The sequence below is a fragment of the Butyrivibrio sp. AE3003 genome (assembly GCF_000686065.1).
In the GTDB taxonomy this organism is placed as follows: domain Bacteria; phylum Bacillota; class Clostridia; order Lachnospirales; family Lachnospiraceae; genus Butyrivibrio; species Butyrivibrio hungatei_A.
Genome location: NZ_JMLX01000001.1, coordinates 2,293,391 through 2,313,745, shown reverse-complemented (window position 1 = coordinate 2,313,745; position 20,355 = coordinate 2,293,391). Strand labels below are relative to the sequence as shown.

19 protein-coding genes and 1 tRNA gene are annotated in these 20,355 nt (G+C 38.9%); 16 read left to right on the top strand and 4 right to left on the bottom strand.

The genetic code is table 11. The features are described from left to right. Positions 1–301 precede the first annotated feature (301 nt). Positions 302–1,432: a phosphoribosyltransferase domain-containing protein gene (locus CD00_RS18125; protein WP_051199000.1), complete on the top strand. Its 1,131-nt coding sequence runs from the start codon at positions 302–304 to the stop codon at positions 1,430–1,432. A 77-nt stretch (positions 1,433–1,509) separates the two neighbouring features. On the opposite strand, the gene CD00_RS19395 is transcribed toward CD00_RS18125, so the two are convergent. Further along, complete coding sequence (locus CD00_RS19395; protein WP_051594164.1) at positions 1,510–3,618, bottom strand: pectate lyase family protein; 2,109 nt, start codon at positions 3,616–3,618, stop codon at positions 1,510–1,512. Positions 3,619–4,171: 553 nt separating this feature from the next. Between CD00_RS19395 and CD00_RS20190 the strand changes: the two genes are divergently transcribed. The 3 genes from CD00_RS20190 (at position 4,172) to CD00_RS0111075 (ending at position 5,509) form a co-directional block, all read left to right on the top strand. Then, positions 4,172–4,252, top strand: a tRNA-Leu gene (locus CD00_RS20190). 710 nt (positions 4,253–4,962) lie between these two features. Next, entirely contained in the window at positions 4,963–5,217 is a 255-nt protein-coding gene (locus CD00_RS0111080; RefSeq protein WP_026656033.1) for a helix-turn-helix domain-containing protein, read from the top strand. Positions 5,218–5,260: 43 nt separating this feature from the next. Beyond that, positions 5,261–5,509 carry a hypothetical protein gene (locus tag CD00_RS0111075; protein ID WP_026656032.1) on the top strand — a complete coding sequence of 83 codons (249 nt, stop codon included), beginning with the start codon at positions 5,261–5,263 and terminating at the stop codon, positions 5,507–5,509. Positions 5,510–5,576: 67 nt separating this feature from the next. Here the strand turns inward: CD00_RS0111075 and CD00_RS0111070 are convergent, their stop codons facing one another. Beyond that, positions 5,577–7,622, bottom strand: coding sequence for a methyl-accepting chemotaxis protein (locus CD00_RS0111070; RefSeq protein ID WP_026656031.1), 2,046 nt, complete (start codon positions 7,620–7,622; stop codon positions 5,577–5,579). Positions 7,623–7,902: 280 nt separating this feature from the next. Here CD00_RS0111070 and CD00_RS0111065 point away from each other — a divergent pair, with 280 nt between their 5' ends. The 7 genes from CD00_RS0111065 (at position 7,903) to CD00_RS19390 (ending at position 12,998) form a co-directional block, all read left to right on the top strand. Next, positions 7,903–8,670, top strand: coding sequence for a nucleoside phosphorylase (locus tag CD00_RS0111065; RefSeq protein WP_026656030.1), 768 nt, complete (start codon positions 7,903–7,905; stop codon positions 8,668–8,670). 9 nt (positions 8,671–8,679) lie between these two features. Further along, positions 8,680–9,021: an arsenate reductase family protein gene (locus tag CD00_RS0111060; protein ID WP_026656029.1), complete on the top strand. Its 342-nt coding sequence runs from the start codon at positions 8,680–8,682 to the stop codon at positions 9,019–9,021. Positions 9,022–9,223: 202 nt separating this feature from the next. After that, positions 9,224–9,466: a hypothetical protein gene (locus tag CD00_RS0111055; protein WP_185750441.1), complete on the top strand. Its 243-nt coding sequence runs from the start codon at positions 9,224–9,226 to the stop codon at positions 9,464–9,466. 21 nt (positions 9,467–9,487) lie between these two features. Continuing rightward, complete coding sequence (locus CD00_RS0111050) at positions 9,488–9,940, top strand: PaaI family thioesterase (RefSeq protein WP_026656027.1); 453 nt, start codon at positions 9,488–9,490, stop codon at positions 9,938–9,940. Between the two features lie 207 nt (positions 9,941–10,147). Continuing rightward, complete coding sequence (locus tag CD00_RS0111045) at positions 10,148–11,572, top strand: AAA family ATPase (RefSeq protein ID WP_026656026.1); 1,425 nt, start codon at positions 10,148–10,150, stop codon at positions 11,570–11,572. Positions 11,573–11,646: 74 nt separating this feature from the next. Continuing rightward, entirely contained in the window at positions 11,647–12,135 is a 489-nt protein-coding gene (locus CD00_RS0111040) for a flavodoxin family protein (RefSeq protein WP_026656025.1), read from the top strand. A gap of 401 nt (positions 12,136–12,536) precedes the next feature. Further along, positions 12,537–12,998 (top strand): hypothetical protein, encoded by a 462-nt coding sequence (locus CD00_RS19390; protein ID WP_139233789.1) that lies wholly within the window; start codon positions 12,537–12,539, stop codon positions 12,996–12,998. A gap of 55 nt (positions 12,999–13,053) precedes the next feature. Here CD00_RS19390 and CD00_RS21395 read toward each other — a convergent pair whose 3' ends face one another. Continuing rightward, positions 13,054–13,986, bottom strand: a complete 933-nt coding sequence (locus CD00_RS21395) for a radical SAM/SPASM domain-containing protein (RefSeq protein WP_242839008.1) — start codon at positions 13,984–13,986, stop codon at positions 13,054–13,056. Between the two features lie 184 nt (positions 13,987–14,170). Further along, the gene (locus CD00_RS0111025; RefSeq protein WP_026656024.1) at positions 14,171–14,458 is read right to left on the bottom strand and encodes a hypothetical protein; all 288 of its coding nucleotides are present in this window, start codon (positions 14,456–14,458) and stop codon (positions 14,171–14,173) included. A gap of 197 nt (positions 14,459–14,655) precedes the next feature. On the opposite strand from CD00_RS0111025, the gene CD00_RS0111020 reads away from it, so the two are divergent. The 5 genes from CD00_RS0111020 (at position 14,656) to CD00_RS18100 (ending at position 20,349) form a co-directional block, all read left to right on the top strand. Then, positions 14,656–15,810 carry an AAA family ATPase gene (locus CD00_RS0111020; RefSeq protein WP_026656023.1) on the top strand — a complete coding sequence of 385 codons (1,155 nt, stop codon included), beginning with the start codon at positions 14,656–14,658 and terminating at the stop codon, positions 15,808–15,810. Beyond that, positions 15,811–16,350, top strand: a complete 540-nt coding sequence (locus CD00_RS0111015) for a hypothetical protein (protein WP_026656022.1) — start codon at positions 15,811–15,813, stop codon at positions 16,348–16,350. A 171-nt stretch (positions 16,351–16,521) separates the two neighbouring features. Then, entirely contained in the window at positions 16,522–17,229 is a 708-nt protein-coding gene (locus tag CD00_RS20185) for a hypothetical protein (RefSeq protein WP_185750440.1), read from the top strand. Positions 17,230–17,381: 152 nt separating this feature from the next. Beyond that, the gene (locus tag CD00_RS20705; protein WP_242838965.1) at positions 17,382–18,182 is read left to right on the top strand and encodes a phospholipase D-like domain-containing protein; all 801 of its coding nucleotides are present in this window, start codon (positions 17,382–17,384) and stop codon (positions 18,180–18,182) included. Further along, positions 18,175–20,349 (top strand): DUF3427 domain-containing protein, encoded by a 2,175-nt coding sequence (locus CD00_RS18100; RefSeq protein WP_242838964.1) that lies wholly within the window; start codon positions 18,175–18,177, stop codon positions 20,347–20,349. Before CD00_RS20705 ends, CD00_RS18100 begins: the two co-directional genes overlap by 8 nt. Positions 20,350–20,355 lie beyond the last annotated feature (6 nt).

Sequence of the window (20,355 nt, the reverse complement as noted above, 5' to 3'; positions counted from 1 at the left end):
TTTATAATAAAACAATAATGTAATTATGTAATAATGAGGACTGTCGCCCATGGATTCAGTGGATTCGGGCGACAGTTTTTTTGTTCAATTTTGTTGAAAAAAATTTATATTTTTTAGTTGATAAATCATATTAAAATATGTAAAATATAAATACACACAGTTAATTATTGTGTAATCATTATAAGTATGATATAAGTGTACTTAAGGGGCAAAGGTTACTACAAGGTTAACTGCGGTGCTTTTACAGATAACGCTAAAAGGAAAGAGTATTTGAGTGGGGATATGTTTACAAGGAGATAAAGTGAGGAATTATACAGAACATGAGCTGTTGAGATTGGCGAAGTGTTTTCACGATACGGAAAAAACATATCTTTTGGTGGATCCTTTACAGGGCAAGCATTTGCCGGTAAAACCATCTGATGCTATGGACATGCTTCGCTCATTCGGACAATTAGTGAGCGAAAAATATCCGGAGACAAGGCTTGTTATAGGCTTTGCGGAAACTGCAACTGCTGTGGGGATGGCTGTTGCAGAAGAAATGCCGGATGATTGTATCTATATTCATACGACCAGAGACAATATTTTGCAGGAATCGGAATGGATAGAGTTCCAGGAGGAAAAGAGTCATGTTACCGATCAAAGGCTGCTTGCTTCACATCTGGAGAAATGGTTTGCGAATACAGAGACTATCGTATTTGTTGATGATGAGATCTCAACTGATGAACCAATAATCAACTACATAGAACAGTTAAAGAAGAAATATCCGGAAATCGGTAAAAAGAAGCTGGTCGTGGCATCGATCATTGACCGTGCGACAAAAGAAGAAAACGAAAAGATGAAAGCAGACGGCATAGAAGTTATTTCACTTATTAAGCCGGATGATACCGATTTTTCCAAGGATGTGGAAAAATACGACATATGCGAAGCGGATGAAATAAATGAGAAAATAGGCGTGGGAAGATATGAGAGTCTGAGTTCACGCGTAAATCTTATGAATCCGAGACTTGGGGTAAATACAAGGGAATATGTGGAAAACTGCAAGATGTTTGCATATGATTATGTGATCCAGGAGAAATTGGCAGAAGAATGTGATTGCAGCAGTATCCTGATACTCGGAACGGAAGAGTGCATGTATCCTGCTATAGTTCTTGGCGAGATAATCGAGAGGAATACAAAGGCCAATGTTTATACCTATTCTACAACCCGCAGTCCTATAGGAATCTGCAGGGCGGATGGATATCCGATAAAAAGCGGATATAGGATAAAGAGCTTTTATGCCAATGATAGGAAAAGCTACATTTATAATCTCAAGAAATACGACATGGTAATTGTTGTTACTGACAGCGAACGTGATTCTTTCTGCGAAAGACACAGCCTTATAGAGGCTCTTTTCAAAGAAAGAAACGAAAAAGTTGTTCTGTATCGGGGATAAGCTTTTAGCTTAAAACAAATGAATATGAAATATTTAAGGGGCTGTCATCTGACAGCCCCCGTTTTATTGGTGGAAACTCAATCAATTGCATATACTAAAGGAGAGTTCTGAGAACCTGCATGGCTTGTAGCCCATGCTTTGGCATCTGCTGCGTTTCTTGCTCTGTAACCGTAGTTGGATGAAGGCCTCCAGTTACAGCCTCCGATGCTGAGTCTTGATACGTCTGAAGAAAGAACAGAACCCTGGTCTGTGAAGTTTCCTCTGCCCATATCATTTACAACACCGCCTGAATCTCTTCCTTTATCAAAGAAGTTATTCTCTGAGAAGATATTACAATTGGTATAAGGTGTATATCCTATATTAAAGTTGTAGACAAAGTTATTATAGCAATGGAAATAACCGTATCTCATAAGTCCCGGTGCTCTGGTCTGAGTACCGTTGAAGTAGCTGTTGCATATAGTCATGCAAGGATATCCGTTATATGTAGGAGCGCCGTTCTCTTCGGGATAACCAAGGATAAGACCGTATTTATGTCCGCCGAAGTAGCAGCCTGTAACTGATACGAAGTTTGCTTTAAGTCCTACATAGAGGAACTTGTCTTTGTCATTTCCGTGAATATTTCCGTCTTTTGCCATGTCATGGCCTGTCCATGAGCAGTGGTCGAGCCAGAAATTATTTCCGTCTGTAATGTACATTTGAATATCGTCGTTATCGTTGATGTTTACAGAGTGCGCGAAAGTAATGTTCTTATATATATTGTTTCCTGAAGCGGATATGTTTCTAAAGTGTATGTTGTTAAGCGTATGTGCGCCGTAAGATCCGATAAAGGTCTTATTTGCTCCAACCGATACTTTTGTAAGTGAGTTTGCCGATATGTCACCGGTTATTACGATTGTGCATGGATTAGAGCCCTGAGCACAACGCTGTAAATCTGAGAGGTTGTTTACTTTTACAACCTGTCCGAGAACACCACCCGTTACGGATGCTTTTTCTCTTTTGCTCATATCAAGACTGTATCCCGCAAAGCCCTCTGCACCGTATGAATTAAGTCTGAAGCACTGCGCTGCAGATCCGTTAAAAGAGCTGAGGGTATAGTTGTTTCCTGAAAGAGTAAGCGCAAGTGAGTTGTTGGTCTTACTTACGATCTTGTAGTTAAGAGGAATACCGTTTGCGTCAGCTTTTACGGATGCTATGGTCCAGCACTGAGCGTTATTATCAGAAGAAACAGGTGCCGTGGACACAGCGTTGTTTGCCTGAGTAAGGCATGTTCCGTCTGCTACATTTATAATTCTGAATGAATCGTTACTTATATAATCAATGATCCATCTTGTGTTTGCTGAAGATGAATTGCTTGTTGTAACCGAGCCGCCGTTTGCAGTTACGTACTTTCCGTCAGAACAGTTCTGGAATTGCATCTGCTGCTGAGGATATGTGGAATCAAGCTTTGCTGAAGCAGTGTTTGAGCTGTTGCCGCTTGGCTGCGGATTAGCCGGCTGCGGATCAGCGGGTTTGTTATTATTGTTGTTGTTGTTGTTGCTATTGTTATTCCACCATTGATTCCATGTATTGTTTCCGGAATTGCTGTTATTACTTCTTTTGTTTTGGGAAGAATTGCCGCCGGAAGGCATATCAGTTTTTTCAAAGTACCAGATCTGATTGCTCTGCTTTAAGTTTCTGTACTGCTGTACATTTGCGCCCGATGAAGTGCTCTTTCTGCTTACATCAAGAACGGATGCGAAGTTAGAAGCTTCTGTTGCTATATAGTAGCCCTTTTTGGAATCTGCCTCTACGAGCTTAAAGTTCTGCGCGGAAGCACCGTTGTTGGAATAAATCTGAACGTTGGTCGCATCCTTTGCCGAACCGTATGCTACATCAAGAGACATGCCGCCTGATGTATCTGTTGCGGGATGTAAGCGATATGTTCCTGAACTGTTTTCCTCTAAGATCCACTTCTGGCCGGGTGAGCCGGTTCCTTTAGACTGCACTACGTTAGCAGCATTTGTTGCGGAATCGTTCTCAACTGTCAGATATAATCCGCTATTTTTGCTCTTAAGATAGTAAACATTGCCTGATTCGGGCGTTATAGCCTCTGCGTGCGCCGTAATTGGCGGTATTATATACAATGAACAAGCGAACATTGCTACACCTGTTAAGAGTGAGCCAATGCGCTTTGATAATTTGACCATACTTTTTCTTCCTCCGTTTATTGCAAATTGGCGGTATTTGCCTTTATACAGATATTTATAGCAGTAGATATGTTAAAAAGCAAGTAACAAATGTAGCCATATGATGCAAATAATCTGACATCTTATATATTTATACCAGAAGTATAATGACAGTTTTTTGAAATGGTGCTATCATACATTCATAAGCTACAAACGGGGCTTGCAAAAAAGGCTCTGAGAAAGGAAAAAGAATTAAAGTGACAACATTCAATAGCATGTTCTGCAAAAAAAATATGAAATCCTTTAAAAAATCATCATTCGTTAAACGATTCGAGTGGGGATTTTCTTTTGTGCGTTCATATAAGACAAAGCAGATGCTGGAAGATGTTGGTTTAGCAGAGATTCAATAAAGAATCAAAGCATATAGATAAACATAAAAGCAAACCGCTTGCCTTGTATGAAGGCAAGCGGTTTTTTGTGTAGAGCACTTAACGAGGTGTTACCGAGTTTAGTGCGAACCATACGAGTTCATTTGGCGAGGTTCTTTCGAGCCTGGTGAAGCTTGTAATTCCTTATACGAGTGCGAAACCGGTAATCGCACCTGACGTAAAGTCAGCGGCAGAAATGCATGTGGGTTCGAATCCCTCCTCGTGTACTGTTCAATGATTTTGTTGAACAATATAGTTTTTGGAAAATGATCCGTAGTGAAAGGAGACTATAGTAAAATCTTTTGTTTTAAGGATAGTCAAAGACGAGATAGCTAAATAGACAAGACGGATATGTGATTATCCTGCGACAGAGGTTATACGACCGAAATTATGACCGGCGTTCGGTCCGGTAGAGGTTGAGCCATAGGAACCACATATAATTCTTACAGGTAGACAGTTCTTTAGTTGGCTGCACCGATATCGGATTCGGAACGTATTTATATAAAACCAATCGATCAGACTATACGTGTAAATGGGACAGGGTGAAGAGAAGAGGCGTTTAATGAACTTGATTGCTGGTTTGGTATAACGGAAATGAATTCGGGTTTAAGCTTTTTGATGCACATAATTATATTGAGACAGGTGGAGTTGTAACGGAAGGGGCGCAAAACAGCAGCCCATTGTAGAGAGAAAGTGCTGATTCTAAATAGATTTTTGTTGAGGAAAGCTTAGAGATCATCTAAAAACAGAATTGTAAAGAAAATACATTGAACAGAGAAACCTATGACATACAAGGGGCTAGGAGGACATAAAAATATGTACTCAGAGAAACTGTAAAACATAATCCATTGACATAATAATACTCATTTTAAATACATAAAGGCATCGCGTCAAGGAGAAACCATCTCTTTGGCGGATGCCGGAATAGGAGGACGAGATGATAACAATGCCTTCCATAGATATGGCGGCTACAGGTAGAAATATTGTAAGGATGAGAAAGGCAGCTGGATTGACTGTTAAAGAATTGCAGCACATTTTTGGTTTTGCAACTCCACAGGCAATCTACAAATGGCAGCATGGAACAACAATGCCTACCATTGACAACCTTATTGCTCTTGCAATGATCTTTCAAGTATCTATGGAAGACATCATTGTTTTGGATACAGGTGCAAGAGCACGTATCTGTGCTTGAAAAAGCATGATCGTCTCAGACATAAATGCAGGGGATGTTCCGCATGTTTTGCGTAGATTCGCAGGAAAACGGTGACATCCCCTGTTTTCTTTTATTTAGAAAGGTAGCCATATTAATGATCTTCGGAAAATCTTTTTTCTTTTATATTGTTTTTGGCCTTATATGGGCTGCAATCGGGATTTTCTTGTTTCCATATCTGATAGTCAGAGTAATCTGGAATCTTATTGTCAAGAACCTGATCTGGACATTTGTTTCCATGTTTATGACAAATAGAGAATTGAGCGGTGAATAAAATAAAAGGAGACGGCCATTGATATTGATGCGACCGTCTCCTTTTGGTTATGCTGAGCCATGTTGATTTATGATTTGAAGAACTTTATTTCTTCATTGAGCTGTTCGGCGATATCTTTCAGGTTGTCGGCTGAGCATGCAAGAGTAGTAACTGTAGCGGAAAGTTCCTGCATGGATGCTCCCGTCTCCTGTGAAGAAGCGGCGTTTTCTTCAGAGATGGCTGAAAGAGCACTCATAGTGTCGACTACGGCATTCTTGGATGAAGCACAGGTGTCGGCACCGTTTGAAATATCTTTTACTCCGCCTACAGTACTTCCTATGTCCTGAAGCATTCCGTTTACGGCATCGAGTGTTTCTCCGATAGCGATCTGCTGCTCGTTATTTCCGTTCTTTACATCTTCTGCAGCAGAAACGGCAGCTTTACTCTGCTCAAGAAGTGTGCTCATTTCTTTCATGATATCATCAGCCATTGCCTTGGAATCGTCGGCAAGTTTTCCGATTTCTTCCGCAACAACCGCAAATCCTTTTCCGGCTTCTCCTGCTCTTGCAGCCTCAATAGAAGCGTTGAGTGAAAGGAGATTGGTCTGCGTTGCAATCGATGTGATTCCTTCAACTTTTTCACTGATATTATCAACAGCTTCCTGAGTTGCCTGAATGGTCTTAGCAATATCATCTATCTTAGATGTCATCTCAACGGATGAAGTCTGAAGAGATGTAAGTGATTTACTTGATACTTCGGATGCTTCTTTCATCTTACCTGCAAGGTCAGAAAGATTACCGGTAGATGTCTGTACTTCAGTTACCGCGTCGCCGATGAGATTTACATTTTCGGAAGCACTCTGAATCTCATCCGCCTGCTGTGTAGCTCCAGAAGCAATTTCCTGAACTGCGTTTGAAACATCTTCCGCTGTCTGAGAAATCTGGTTGGCCATATCGGACAGCTCTTCCGATGATACTCCTACGCTGGATGCAGATTCTTTTATATGGCTTACTATATCGTCAAGAGTTCCGATGACGGAGTTGGTAGCTTTGGAAATGGTTCCGAATTCGTCATTTCTCTTATCGAACTTGTCAACCTTTACAAATCTTCCGTCAGCGAGAGCGCCGAGTGATTCGTTAACTGCAGCGATGGGATCGGTAAAGCTCTTTGCCATCATAAGTGAAATAACTGTAGCGACAATAAGGAGAATTATTCCGATTATTATAACGGTGAGTGCTGAGCGGATTGCAGGTCCCATTATCTCTGCGTTTGTCTCGGAAACCGCAACCACGAAGCCTGTTGTAGGTTCTTTTATCCATGCCGTATATGTGGGTTTGCCGTCAATAACACTGTTAAAAATATTGCTTGTAAGAGAAGAAGTCATGTATTCTTCATCTGTATGTACTATGGGTTCATCCTCAGGAGAAATCTCAAACTGCGAATGTGCAGCTACAGTTCCGGCTTTATCGAGGATATATCCGTTTTTAACGTTGTCTGCAAGGAATTCGTGCAATACGTTAAGATCAAAGCTTCGCTGCAAAGAACCGATCATTTCACCTGTTGCCGGATCTAAGACAGGAACAATGATGATAACTATTCTGTTTCCGGCTGCTTTACTTACGACAATCTCTGATACAGCGATGGCTTTGTTAGCCCAACATTCCTGGAAATATGCTCTGTCAGCTATATTTGTGTGTTCTTTACGGTCGGTTCTAAGAAGCTGATCACCGGTGGAAATAGAAAGAATGCAGTTAGTATTGCCATCATTGATGTTCGTATTGATGGCATCCATCTGTGCCATGATAAGCTCGCTTTTTTTCTCAGCACCGCTCTGGTTAAATGTTTTAAGATAATCAACGGTGCTTTGCGCTGAGGCACAGGTCTGGAGTGCTATTACATTCTGCTGGACAATTGTTGCAAATTTACCTTCAACCACTTTTGCATCAGAAGTAAGAAGGTTTAAGGCATCATTCTTTGCCTTGGTTGTGGAAGTCTGGTAGCTTACGATTACGGCAATTATAAGAGGAACTGCTGCAACTGCCAGTAAGATTGCGACCAGTTTTGTCTTGATGCTGTCTTTGAAACTGATGTTACTGCTTGCATTTTTGCTACTAACATTAGATTTCGCCGCCATAGATACCTCCTTGAAGAAATCAAGAAAACTTTTTTATATCAATAGAAAATTGCTTTCCTATGATATAAAAAACGCTCCGCTATGGATTGATAGTAAATTACTATTAAATAAATGAAAAAAAAGAAATAATCTCAATAAAGGGGTCAATTTCAATTTTACAATGAAAATAAACAAAATAATGCATATTTATAGACTTTTTATCAAATTTTTAGAAACCTTATTGACGTAAAAAGAAGTTAGTATTTATATTAAGTAAATTGGCATTATAAGGAGAGACAATATGATTATAAAAAACGAGATACCTATACTTGAATATGATGACAGTTCGTTGGAAGTTATTACGCCGAATCATGGTAATGAGGACTTAAAGCTTCCGGAGAAGTGCTTGTTTGCTTTCCTTGGGGATGTTGTACATAATTATGCAAAAGAGCATGATGCGGAAATTGCAAATGAATACATCACCGTCTCACATAACGTGAACGTTTATATATTGCATGAGGAAGAAGAGGATATTTGCCTTGTCCAGCCGACAATTGGCGCTCCTGCCGCAACGGGGCTGATGGATTTTCTTGTTAATTGCGGGTGTAAAAAAGTAATCGCGGTCGGTTCATGCGGAGTTTTGGCTGATATACCCGAGAATGCGTTTCTTGTTCCGACAAGAGCACTTCGCGGCGAAGGCACATCGTATCAGTATCTGCCTGCTTCAAGATATATAGAGCTTGATGAAGAGCCGATATTAGTTATCGAGAACTGCTTCAAATCCCACAACCTTCCTTTTGTGACCTGCACAACCTGGTCTACCGACGGCTTTTTCAGGGAGACAAAAGATATGGTGAAGTACCGCTTGGAAGAAGGCTGTTCTGTAGTCGAGATGGAGTGCTCGGCGCTCGCGGCCTGCTGCAGAAAGCGTGGAGCAAAGTTTGGACAGTTCCTGTTTACCGCAGATTCACTTGCAAATGTGCATGAATACGATCTTCGCGATTTCGGAATGGATTCGCACGAGAAAGCTCTTTTGCTGGGACTGGACATATTAAGAAGTTACAAGTGAGGAAAAGAAATGAATATACAGATATTTGGAACAAAAAAGTGTAACGACACCAAGAAAGCCGAGCGATTCTTCAAGGAACGCGGTATAAAAATACAGTTCATAGACATGAAAGAAAAGGGCATGAGTAAGGGAGAACTCACATCTGTCGCAAGCACCAACGGCGGAATCATGGGAATGATCAATCCCGATGCAAAAGATAAAGACGCCGTCGCGCTCATGCAGTACATAGCGGATGAAGACAAGCTCGAGAAGCTGCTTGAGAACCAGCACATAATCAAGACTCCTGTAGTTAGAAACGGTAAGCAGTCTACACTAGGATATCAGCCTGATGTGTGGAAAAAATGGGAGTGAATTAAGTGTGGGGCAGCTATTTGCAATGAATAGCTGCCTATTTTTATAAATAAAAGTGCGTCAATAGAGTTCTGATTTAATTTTGACGCAGATGAAATTATAGCAGAACATTAAGACGTGTCAAAAATAAAACGGAACTCTATTGACGCGAAAACTCATTAAAGTTGATGATAAAAACAGAAAACAGTACTTTGAGTTATTGATGGCAATATATAGTACAGAACGAAGATTCTATGATTCTCGCAGAAATGCAGGAATTGCCGCTTCGGCTAAGAAAGGCAATTATAAGGGCAGAGGAAGAATAAGGATAGACAAACTAGCCGCGCAAGATATATTCTTGGATTATTCGGCTAAAAAAATAAAAAGCGCAGAGGCATCCAAAATGCTTGGAATAAGTAAATCGACTTTTTTAAGAAGATACAAAGAGTATGCGGATGCTAAGTAATAGGAAAGAAGGAATACCAAAATGAGACCAACACACACAGAAAAAGAAAATGCAATGAGGGAAAAGATAATCCCTGAATTATATGCAAACGAATACAATAAATTTATAGGTTTTGAAATATTGGAATTAAGCTCAACATACAGTAAAGCCAGAATCAAAGCTGATTCAAGATTGCACAACACATACGGAAGCATCCATGGTGGAGCACTTCTTTCATTTGTCGATGCAATGGCGGGAGCAACAGGAAGCATGAGCGGACATTATGTTACGACCGTCTCAGCGAATCTGAACTTCTTACTTCCTGCAGTAAACACTGAGTATATCTACTGCGAGTGCATGAAGCTTAAGACAGGTAAGCACATCCTTGTATTCGATATCAGAGTTACCGATGATAACGGAAATCTTCTGGATAGTGGAGAATTTTCATTCTTTGCAAGCAAAGTTCCGGTACTTGGTGACAATCTTAAATTCTGATAAGGGTTAACTGATTATGGAATTGATCGTAAAACATTTCAATGAGCTTAGCACACGCGAGCTCTATGAAATATTGCGGCAAGTAAAAATGACGACTTTTATCTTTATCTCAATAATAAACAGAGATAAAGATAAAAGTTGGTTTGACTTTCATCTTTATCTTCATTAAAATCATAGATAAAGATAAAAGTCGTTCAGGAGGCCGTTATGGAAAATCTTATAGGACGTGAAAATGAGATAAAGCGCTTGGATAGAGCAATGTCTGAAAAAGAAGCACAATTGATAGTAGTATATGGTAGAAGAAGGGTTGGAAAAACTTTCCTTATAAATGAGTACTATGATAATTCCTTTGCGTTTAAGTTCACAGGATCAGAAAATCAAAAAAACAGAGAACAATTAAAGAATTTCATTCTTGAATTAAATAATACGTCGCATACAAAGTATGATGATCCAAAGGATTGGACAGAGGCTTTTTTTGCGCTTAGAAATTATCTTGAGTCTTTAGATTCAAAGAAAAAGCAAGTGGTTTTCTTTGATGAGCTTCCATGGATGGACAAAATTAACTCCGGATTTTTGGATGCATTTGAATGGTTCTGGAATTCATGGGGATCAACCAGAAAGAACCTGGTATTTATTGTATGTGGTTCGGCAACATCATGGATGGTTGATAAATTGGATGAGAATAGAGGTGGCTTATTCAATAGACAAACGTGCAGATTATTCTTGGAACCTTTTGATCTTAGGCATACGGAGATGTATCTTAATTCTCGAAATATCTTTTGGTCAAAATATGATATTGTACAGGTCTATATGATAATGGGAGGCATTCCGTTTTATTTAAGGCTTTTAGACAGTGAAAAGACTTTAAATGAAAATATTGATAGCATATTCTTTGGAAAAAGAGCTGAATTATGGAATGAGTTTGAGCATCTGTATCATACTTTGTTTTCGAATAGTGATCAGTATATAAAGGTTGCGACAGCTTTAAGCGAGAAGAGGAGTGGCCTTTCCAGAGAGGAACTGGTTAAGAAAACAGGGTTATCATCAAACGGCGTGTTGACAAAGATGCTGTCGAATCTTGAAAAATGTGGTTTTATAAGAGTAAATAGGATGTATGGAAATAAAAAACGAGGGATGCGTTATCAGTTATCGGACTATTACTCATTGTTTTATTTCAAATTTATTCGGGATAATTACGGCAAAGATGAGCATTTTTGGAGTAATATGAACGATAATCCTGCAAGGCGCGCATGGTCGGGACTGACTTATGAACAGGTATGCAAAGATCATATTAATCAGATAAAGCAAACTCTGGGAATATCAGGTGTTCTTACAGAAGTATCAACGTGGGATAAACAAGGTGATAATAACGAAAACGGAGCACAGATTGATTTGATTATAGAAAGGCGTGACAGGGTAATAAATCTGTGTGAGATTAAGTTTGCAGGGCGTGAATATGAGATAGACAAAACGTATGACCTCGCGCTAAAAAATAAGGTTGAAGTTTTCAGAAAAGCTACTAAAAACACTAACACAATAATAGTTACCATGATTACTACGTATGGTGTGAAAAAGAATATGTACAGTAATTATATTGGAAAAGAAGTGCTTATGGATGATTTATTCAATTAATGACAAGCGGAAAATTGTTCGTTACAATTGAAGTGCAATTAGGAAGCTGACAATTGAAGAGAGAGGGAGGTCGCATGAAGACGCTGATAGTTTACTACTCAATGGAAGGAAACACGCAGTACGTTGCAGACAAGGTAAAAGAAAAGGTAGATGCCGATACACTTCGCCTTGTGCCCAAGAAAGCCTATAACGACAAGGGTTTTGCAAAGTTCTTCTGGGGCGGAAAGAGTGCGCTCATGGCGGAGAAGCCTGAGCTTGAAGATTACAGTGTTGATTTTTCAAAGTATGACCGCATCATTTTTGGTTTCCCTGTGTGGGCAGGAACTTTCACACCGCCGATTCGTACTTTCGTCGAGGATAACAGAAAAAACCTCGCGGGAAAAAGATTCTGCGCTTATGCCTGCATGGCCGGATCGGGCGGAGCAAAAGCTATAGGTAAACTTGCGAAGTTTCTTGAGATACCCGGCTTTGAAGCTACTTCAATTTTTATAGATCCCAAGGCAGCGCCAAACGCTGAGAAAGAGGCGCAGATCAACGGTTTTTGCGTGGCGCTCAATCAATAAAAATTAATTTATAATCTTTTAATTTCATTTTTGTTTTATTTGATGACCCGAACATATATAATTGCAATTACATACTTCCCAGTCGCGTTTCGGTATGCAGTGTTCGAGCTTATGGACTGTACCGGGCGTAGGCAGGATAGGCCAACCTGATCATTATTTAACGTTGAAGTGATAGGGTAAGGCTGAGGTATAACGCAAAAGGAAAGAGTCAGGGAAAAATGCATTTCATATGCTGCAGGAGAGATCAGCATAAGAAGTGCATTTTTTCTATACTTTTTTTATTTTTAGGGAAAATATTTTTACATTCTTTTTATCCCGAGTTTGTTTCATTTGTCGGCGCTCATGATTATAATTGCAATTACATAATTTGTAGAAAGTGAGGAAATGCAATTGAGATGTTTGTGAAAAGAAATCTATCTGTGATAACAGCGTTTCTCGTGATTGCCGCAATGTTTGTAACGGGTGAGGTAAAGAGCAATGCAGCAGGCGCGGGAGCAAGTAGTGATACTACCGTGTATGTTACCAAGACAGGCGATTGTTATCATAGCTCAGGTTGTAACAGTCTTCGTAAGAGCTGCATTTCGATAACACTTCAGGAGGCGATAGACGATGGCTATAAACCATGCAGAAACTGCTACCCCGTAGCGCTTGATACGGTTCCGCTTACAAGTGAAGTTGAAGAAGAAATTGAAGCACTAAAGACCTACGAAGGAAACACCAAAGAATTCAACGCATACACTTACTACATGAACAATATTGATCTCCAGATCGAGATCGGCCCCGACGGTGATGCCCTTCTGGAGCACTTTATCGAACAGGGTAAGGAAGAGGAAAGAATCGCAAAAGAAGAAAAGAGAAGATAGGGTTCAAAAAAATGCACCTCGCATGCTGCAGGAGAGACAGCGTTCGGGGTGCATTTCATATCTTTTTTTCAAGTGAATCCATAAGACATAGGCGCTGAGTTTTGTTTACATAGTCCCATGTATGGAAAGCTCCGCCCATACAATACTTGTTGCTTGAGCAGTTTGCGCATTTCTCGTTATCGCCGGATCTGTTATAACGAAAGGCTTTGAATTCGTTTTCCCAGATGTCGGAGAAACGCCTGTCATGTGTGTTGCCCTGAATTATACCGGGCTGTGTTCTGTCTATATCAAGACAACCGTAAACATCACCGGTCACAGTTATGCTGGCAACAGTAATACCTGCCATGCAAAAGAAGTACCAGTCCCTTACTTCTCTTTCGTATTCAAGGCCTAAGTAGTGGCAACAACCGTAGGTGACGGGTTCGTTATCGGCTCTTTTATCACGGATAAATTCCAATAGATTCCTCTGATCATCATCGGTGAGAAGAAGCTCAGGATGCTCAAGGGCTCTTCCTATAGGCTCAATGCCCATGATACGCCAGCTGTCGATATCTATATCGGACATTATTTCGTAAAGAGGCTCTAATTCGCATATAGTTTGGTGATTAACGACGGTTGTCACCATGATCTCATCAAAGCAATCAAGATCTATAAGGTTCTGAATACCTTCCATAGCTCTTTTATACGCACCGTCAAGTCCCCTTATCTTATCATGCGTTTCGGGGAGTCCGTCGATACTGACAGATATGGTGTTCATGCCGCATCTTTGAAGCATCTTGGCAACTTCGGGAGTGATAAGAACAGCGTTGGAAGTCATTCCCCACTTAAAACCAAGTGAATGGGCATAACTCATAACCTCTTCAAAACCATGGTATAAAAGAGGTTCTCCGCCTGTAACGTTTATCTGAGGAAGTCGGTCTTTAAAGTCATCTTTTAACTGATCAAGGATATTTTTCCATTCCTGAGGATTCATTTCCTCTGTTTTTATATCACCACATCTTGAGCCGCAGTGCCAACAGTGTTCGTTGCAGTTGAGAGTAAGTTCAAAGAAAAGCTGCTTGAGAACGGGCTTTTTAAAAAAACTTTTTTCTCACATCATACTGAAGATCAAGGTGTGACAGCTTCATTTTATTTTTATTCATATCAGATTTCCTAATACTATCAAACGGTTATTACTTTGCCTTAGGCGGTCCGTATACTACAGGTCCTTTTTCAAAATCAATATCAGGATTCTTGTCTTGCGCATCATCAGTTGGTTCAGCGGATTCAGGTGCTTCTGAAGTGTCAGTGTTTGCATTGTCAATAGAAGATCCTTCATCAGCAACAGATGATTCATATGAGCTGTAGGTATCAGCATCTTCATAATGTTGCGGCGGACCATAAGCGCAAGCGGCGTTAAGTACCATGCTAGCGACACTTACTGATGTGGCTATCACTACCTTTTTTGTCTTTTTTTTCATAAGCAATGCCTCCAAATATATTAATAATATATTAATCTAAAAGGGAAAAATTATCAAATTGGGCAATCAGTGAAGGTATATATAATTGTTGTTCGGGATTATAAAAACGAAAATTACGTTGCAAGCAGAAGTGAGATAATGTATTATATTGCTATACAAACGAATAACAACGCGATATTTGTTTTTAAGGAGTAAAAATGAAAATATTAAGAATACGAGTAAACGGGCTTCCGCTGTATAAAGAGCCATTTGACGTTTCATTCTGCGCTGTTCAAAGGGTTCAGAGTAATCACATGAATTCTGTTTATAACTTGTTTGGAAATATATATGTGAACACTGTTGAGGCATTTGCGGGAATAAATGCTTCCGGAAAAACAATGGCATTGAAGGTTATTTCTTTCGCAAGTATGCTTTTGGGAGCAATGCCGTTAAATGCAGAATTTATTCCGCAGATTTTAGGAGAGAACACCAAGGTAGAATTTGATATTGATTTTTACGTAGATAATAAGATTTGCCATCTTTATAGCCGGATTGTAAAAAACAGGAATGCTGATGGCAGTAACGTTGTCCAAATACTATCAGAGAAATTATGGGAAAAAAGTATTACGAGTAAAGTTAATAAAACGAACTTACTATCTTTTGATAAAGTAGCACCGTCCAGAGTTCGCGATAGTTCAGATGAATATTTGCCGGACGATGTCAGTATTATGATTGCTGTAAATAAACAGATAAAGGATAGGATTACATTTGTTGATCTTGTAGCATTTACCAATGTTAATCTCTTTTTCCCTGAGGGAGGAGATATTCCGACAGAGATTATTACATTACTCGATCCTACTATTGAACATATCACAGTAGAGAATGTAAATGATAAGGTTATCACCAGATTAAAGTTCTTTAACCGGAATGAACTTGTACTTCTGGAGCCAAATGAATTAAACGTATATCTTTCATCCGGAACTGTTAAAGGTGTAAGAGTGTTTACTGATGCTGCAAGAGTGCTGAAAAATGGTGGATACTTACTTGTCGATGAGATTGAGAATCATTTTAATCGTGAATTGGTCGCATCGTTGATTCGTTTGTTCACAAATAAAAAAACAAATCCTAAGGGCGCGGTAATTATCTTTTCAACTCATTATCCGGAGCTATTGGATGAGCTTGATAGAAATGATTCAGTATTTATAACCAGAAGTGATAAAGGGCTTGGCGTTGATAATCTCAATTCGCTCTTAAGCAGAAATGATATGAAAAAGAGCGAAGTGTATCAGAGCAATTTCCTAGGAGGAACAGCGCCAAAGTATAAATCACTGGTTGCTTTGCAAAAGCGTATTATTAAGAGCTTGGAGGAATAAATGAAAGTAAATATTTCGAGCTCAAGTCTTATAGCTTGTATCTGTGAAGGTGGAGCCGAAACAGCAATAATGGATATTCTTTTGGATAATGACTTGTTGATATTTAAAAGAGAGCAGTTGTTGGAAGAAAGTGTATTGCCAAGAACATCTGTAAAAGAATTTGAACGCCGCTATTTGAGAATGGCATTTGATCAAAAGATTATTATACTTCGTGTCATTGATTCCAGAGGAGAGGAGTTTAATCTGAGTAAAGCATATCGTTGTCAGGTAGAGATAATCAATGTTATTACGGCTCCTGAGATAGAAATGCTAATTATTGCAAGTCAGAAAAAGTATGATGAGTATAAACGCTCGGGAGTTAAGAAGCCAAGTGATTATTGTAAGAATGTGTTGGGAATAAAAAATGTAAAATCTCCTAAGTATATTAAAGAGTATTTTTCGGATCCTGATTATCTTATCGATAGTATTAAAGAATATAATCGTGTTCATAAGCAAAAGAACAATGAGGCTTCACTTTACGATTTGTTAAAGACAAAATAGAAGAGAAAGTAAACTTTGGGCACTGCGGTAGAAGCAGCGTCTGAAGTTTATTTTTTCTCTTTTAATTATTTACCTTTTTATTTTATATTCTTTTAACGCCAAGTTTGTTTCATTCATAGGCGAAGCTATATATAATTTCAATTACATTATTTTGAAAGAGAGGTATTGTTAATGAAGTTGCTTGTGAAAAGAAATCTTGCTGCGATCACAGCTTTTCTAATGGTAGTAGGAACGTTCATCACGGGTGATATAAAGGTCAGCGCTGCAGGCGGAGATACTACCGTTTATCTCACTAAGACGGGTGAAAAATATCATTCAGATGGATGTAGCAGTCTTAGCCATAGTAAGATAGCGACTACTCTTCAGGATGCTGTAGATAAAGGCTATGAAGCATGCAAAAAATGTAAGCCGCCCAAGCTTGATTCAACAAGTCAGGCAGCAGCGCCTCAGGCCAATGCTGTAGCAGCACCTGCAAAAACAACTGCAACTGCAACGACTTCTACAGTTGCTTCAAATGGCGATACTGTTGTATATACAACTAAGACAGGTAAAAAATATCACGCAGATGGTTGCAGAAGTCTTGGTCAAAGTAAGATACAGACAACTCTTCAGAGCGCAGTAGATAAAGGCTATGAAGCATGCAAAGTATGTAAGCCACCTAAGTTGGCTGCGGTTAGTACAGCACAGGCTTCTCAGGCTAATGCGGCAAACGGTGCTGTCGAAGCGCTAAAGACATACAAGGGTAACACGGACGAGTTTAATGCATATGCTTATTACACCAACAATGTAGATCTCCAGACTGCAATAGGCGCAGACGGAGACAAGCTTTTGAAACATTACAATGAATACGGTAAGGCAGAGGGTAGAGTAGCAAAGTAAGAGATGGGTAAAAAGAATACGTGAAAAAAGCACCTTAGATGCTGAAGGAGAGACAGCGTCTGAGGTGCTTTTTGTATATAGCGAAAAAGTGTTTGATCGCACATTTATATGCAACTATACTTGAAGTAAGGGTTTTTCTAAAGGGGGATATTATGGGAAATTCCATTATTGAATTAAGAAAAGGATTAGAAACAGCCTATATTGACGGATCTATCGTTTCGAACGAGAGGTATAGACCACAGTTTATTTCTAATAACTATAAAGAAGGAAAGAAAGTTCTCTCATCTATTGAAGATGAGCTTTCAGTATGCGATTCCTTTAGGATTAGCGTGGCATTTATTACGCTTGGTGGAATAACGCCTCTTTTACTGACGCTTAATGAATTAGAAAAAAAGGGGATTAAAGGAGAAATCCTTACAACGAATTATTTGAATTTCAGCGAACCCAAGGCGCTTGAAAAATTGAATTCTCTTTCGAATATTACCTTGAAAATATATGACTCGGAAAGTTCAGGTGAAGGCTTTCATACAAAGGGATATATTTTTAGAAATGAAGAAGTTTATAGAATAATAATTGGAAGTTCCAACATGACAGGCGGAGCTCTGAAGCAGAACTATGAGTGGAACACTAAGATTGTTTCAACAATAGACGGAGAAGTTTCGAAGCAGATCATTGAAGAGTTTGAGCGACTTTGGGAGTCTCCGTATGCCAGAGATTTTAATGACTTTATTGAAGAGTATAAGCAAAAGTATCAGATAATAAGACATCAGCGTGACATTGCCAAAAAAGAAGAACTTGTTTCGCTTGAAAAATATAGATTAAAACCAAATAGTATGCAGGTAGGATTTATAACAAATCTGCGAAAAATAATCAGCGCGGGAGAGAAAAAAGCTCTTCTTATATCTGCAACCGGAACGGGAAAAAACATATGCGTCAGCTTTTGCCATGCGTGAACTTGGTTATAAGAGGGTTCTTTTTCTTGTGCACAGAGGCCAACTTGCCAGACAAACTAAGAAATCATATGAAAAGGTATTTGGGAAGTCTGTGACTATGGGACTTGTTGGAGCAGGAAACAGTGATTATGATGCTGATTTCGTATTTGCGACTGTTCAAACCTTGAATAAAGATGAACATTTGCTTCAATATATTCCTGACCATTTTGATGCAATATGTCTCGATGAAGCACATCATGTTCCTGCGGCAACTTATCAGAAGATTATGCATCATTTTACGCCTAAATTATGGCTTGGAATGACTGCTACACCCGATAAACGTGATGATAATGTTGAGGGACGAAATGTATATGAGCTGTTTAATCATCAGATTGCGTATGAGATAAGGTTACAGCAGGCTATGGAAGAAGATTTGTTATGCCCGTTTCATTATTTTGGCATAACGGATATTTCTATTATTGGCGATGACAAAAACCGTGATTTTTCTGTATTAACTTGCGATGAGCGAGTAAAGCACATTGTTGAACAGGCCAATTATTACGGATATAGCGGGGACAGAGTAAAAGGATTGATATTCTGTAGTTCTATAAAAGAGTCTGAGGTTCTTTCAGAGAAGATGAATCATACCATCAATCCGGCTACAGGCAAGTATTACAGAACAATAGCGCTTAACGGAAGTGCATCAGACTCAGAGCGAGAAGAAGCGTTTGAAAGATTAGCAATGTATGAAAATGAAAGTGATTCATACACAAACGATAATGGACCGCTTGACTATATTTTGTCTGTGGAAATTCTCAATGAAGGTGTGGATATAGTAGAAGTTAATCAGGTTATAATGCTTAGACCTACACAGTCTCCGATAGTATTTATTCAGCAACTTGGAAGAGGTCTTCGTAAGGCTGATGGAAAAGAATTTGCGGTAATACTGGATTTTATCGGCAATTATAACAATAATTTTATGATACCCATAGCATTGTCTGGTGATAGAACATATAACAAAGACAATATTCGTAGATATGTTATGGAAGGCGGTAAGATTATTCCGGGTGCATCAACAGTGCATTTTGATAAGGTAAGCAAACAAAGAATTTTTGAGTCTATCGATAAGTCTACTTTACGTCTTACGATGCTTAAGGAAAAATATGAGCTGTTAAAAGATAGATTGGGAAGAATACCATCTATCATAGATTTTTATAATTATGGTGAAATTGATCCGATGCTGTTTATCGAATATACAAAAGAATCATATCACTCATTTTTAAAAAGGATTGAACCTTATTACAAGATTCTTTTTTCAAAGGAACAAGAAGAGATGCTTGCCTTTGTCTCGCAGTTTCTTATGAATGGAAAAAGACCGCATGAGTTAATAATTCTCAAGTCGTTGCTGGAAGGAAACCAAGGTGTTATTGACAACATGAGGTTCAAAGAGTCTTTGGAAGCTGTCGGAGGAACATATAGGGAAGAAGATTATGATTCTGCAATGAATATAATTAGCTTATCATGGCTTAACTCAAAGGCAGATAAAACTAAGTATGACCTTGTGGAGTGGATTGATGAAGAAGAGGCAAAAGAGAGAAGGCTTAAAAGAGCAAAAGCTTATGCACAGGCACTTGTAGATAAACAATTTGAAAAGCAATTAAAAGAAACAATTGAATTTGGATTACTTAGGTATAAAGATAATTACAAGGAAGCAGATGAAAATAATCTTGTCCTTTACAGAAAATACTCAAGGAAAGATGTATGCAGAATCTTGAATTGGGAAAAGGATGACAGTTCAACTGTTTACGGCTATAGATATAAATATGGTACTTGTCCGATTTTTGTTACATATAATAAGAATGAAGACATATCAAGCTCTACGAATTATCCTGATCATTTTATAAATGAGCAGTTATTTAATTGGATGACTCGAAGCAGAGTGTCTTTGGAAAGTAAAGAAACTCAGCAGATTATTCATGCAAATGAAAATGGGGAAAAACTATTCTTATTTATAAAGAAGAGTGATGATGAAGGCACGGATTTTTACTATATGGGAGAAGTAACACCTGTATTCTGGCAGCAGACGAGCATTAAAAATGATGAGGGTGAAGCATTGCCAATAATGAATTTTCATTTGCAATTAAAGCAATCTGTCAGAGAGGATTTGTACGAGTATTTATCAAAGTAGTTGAAG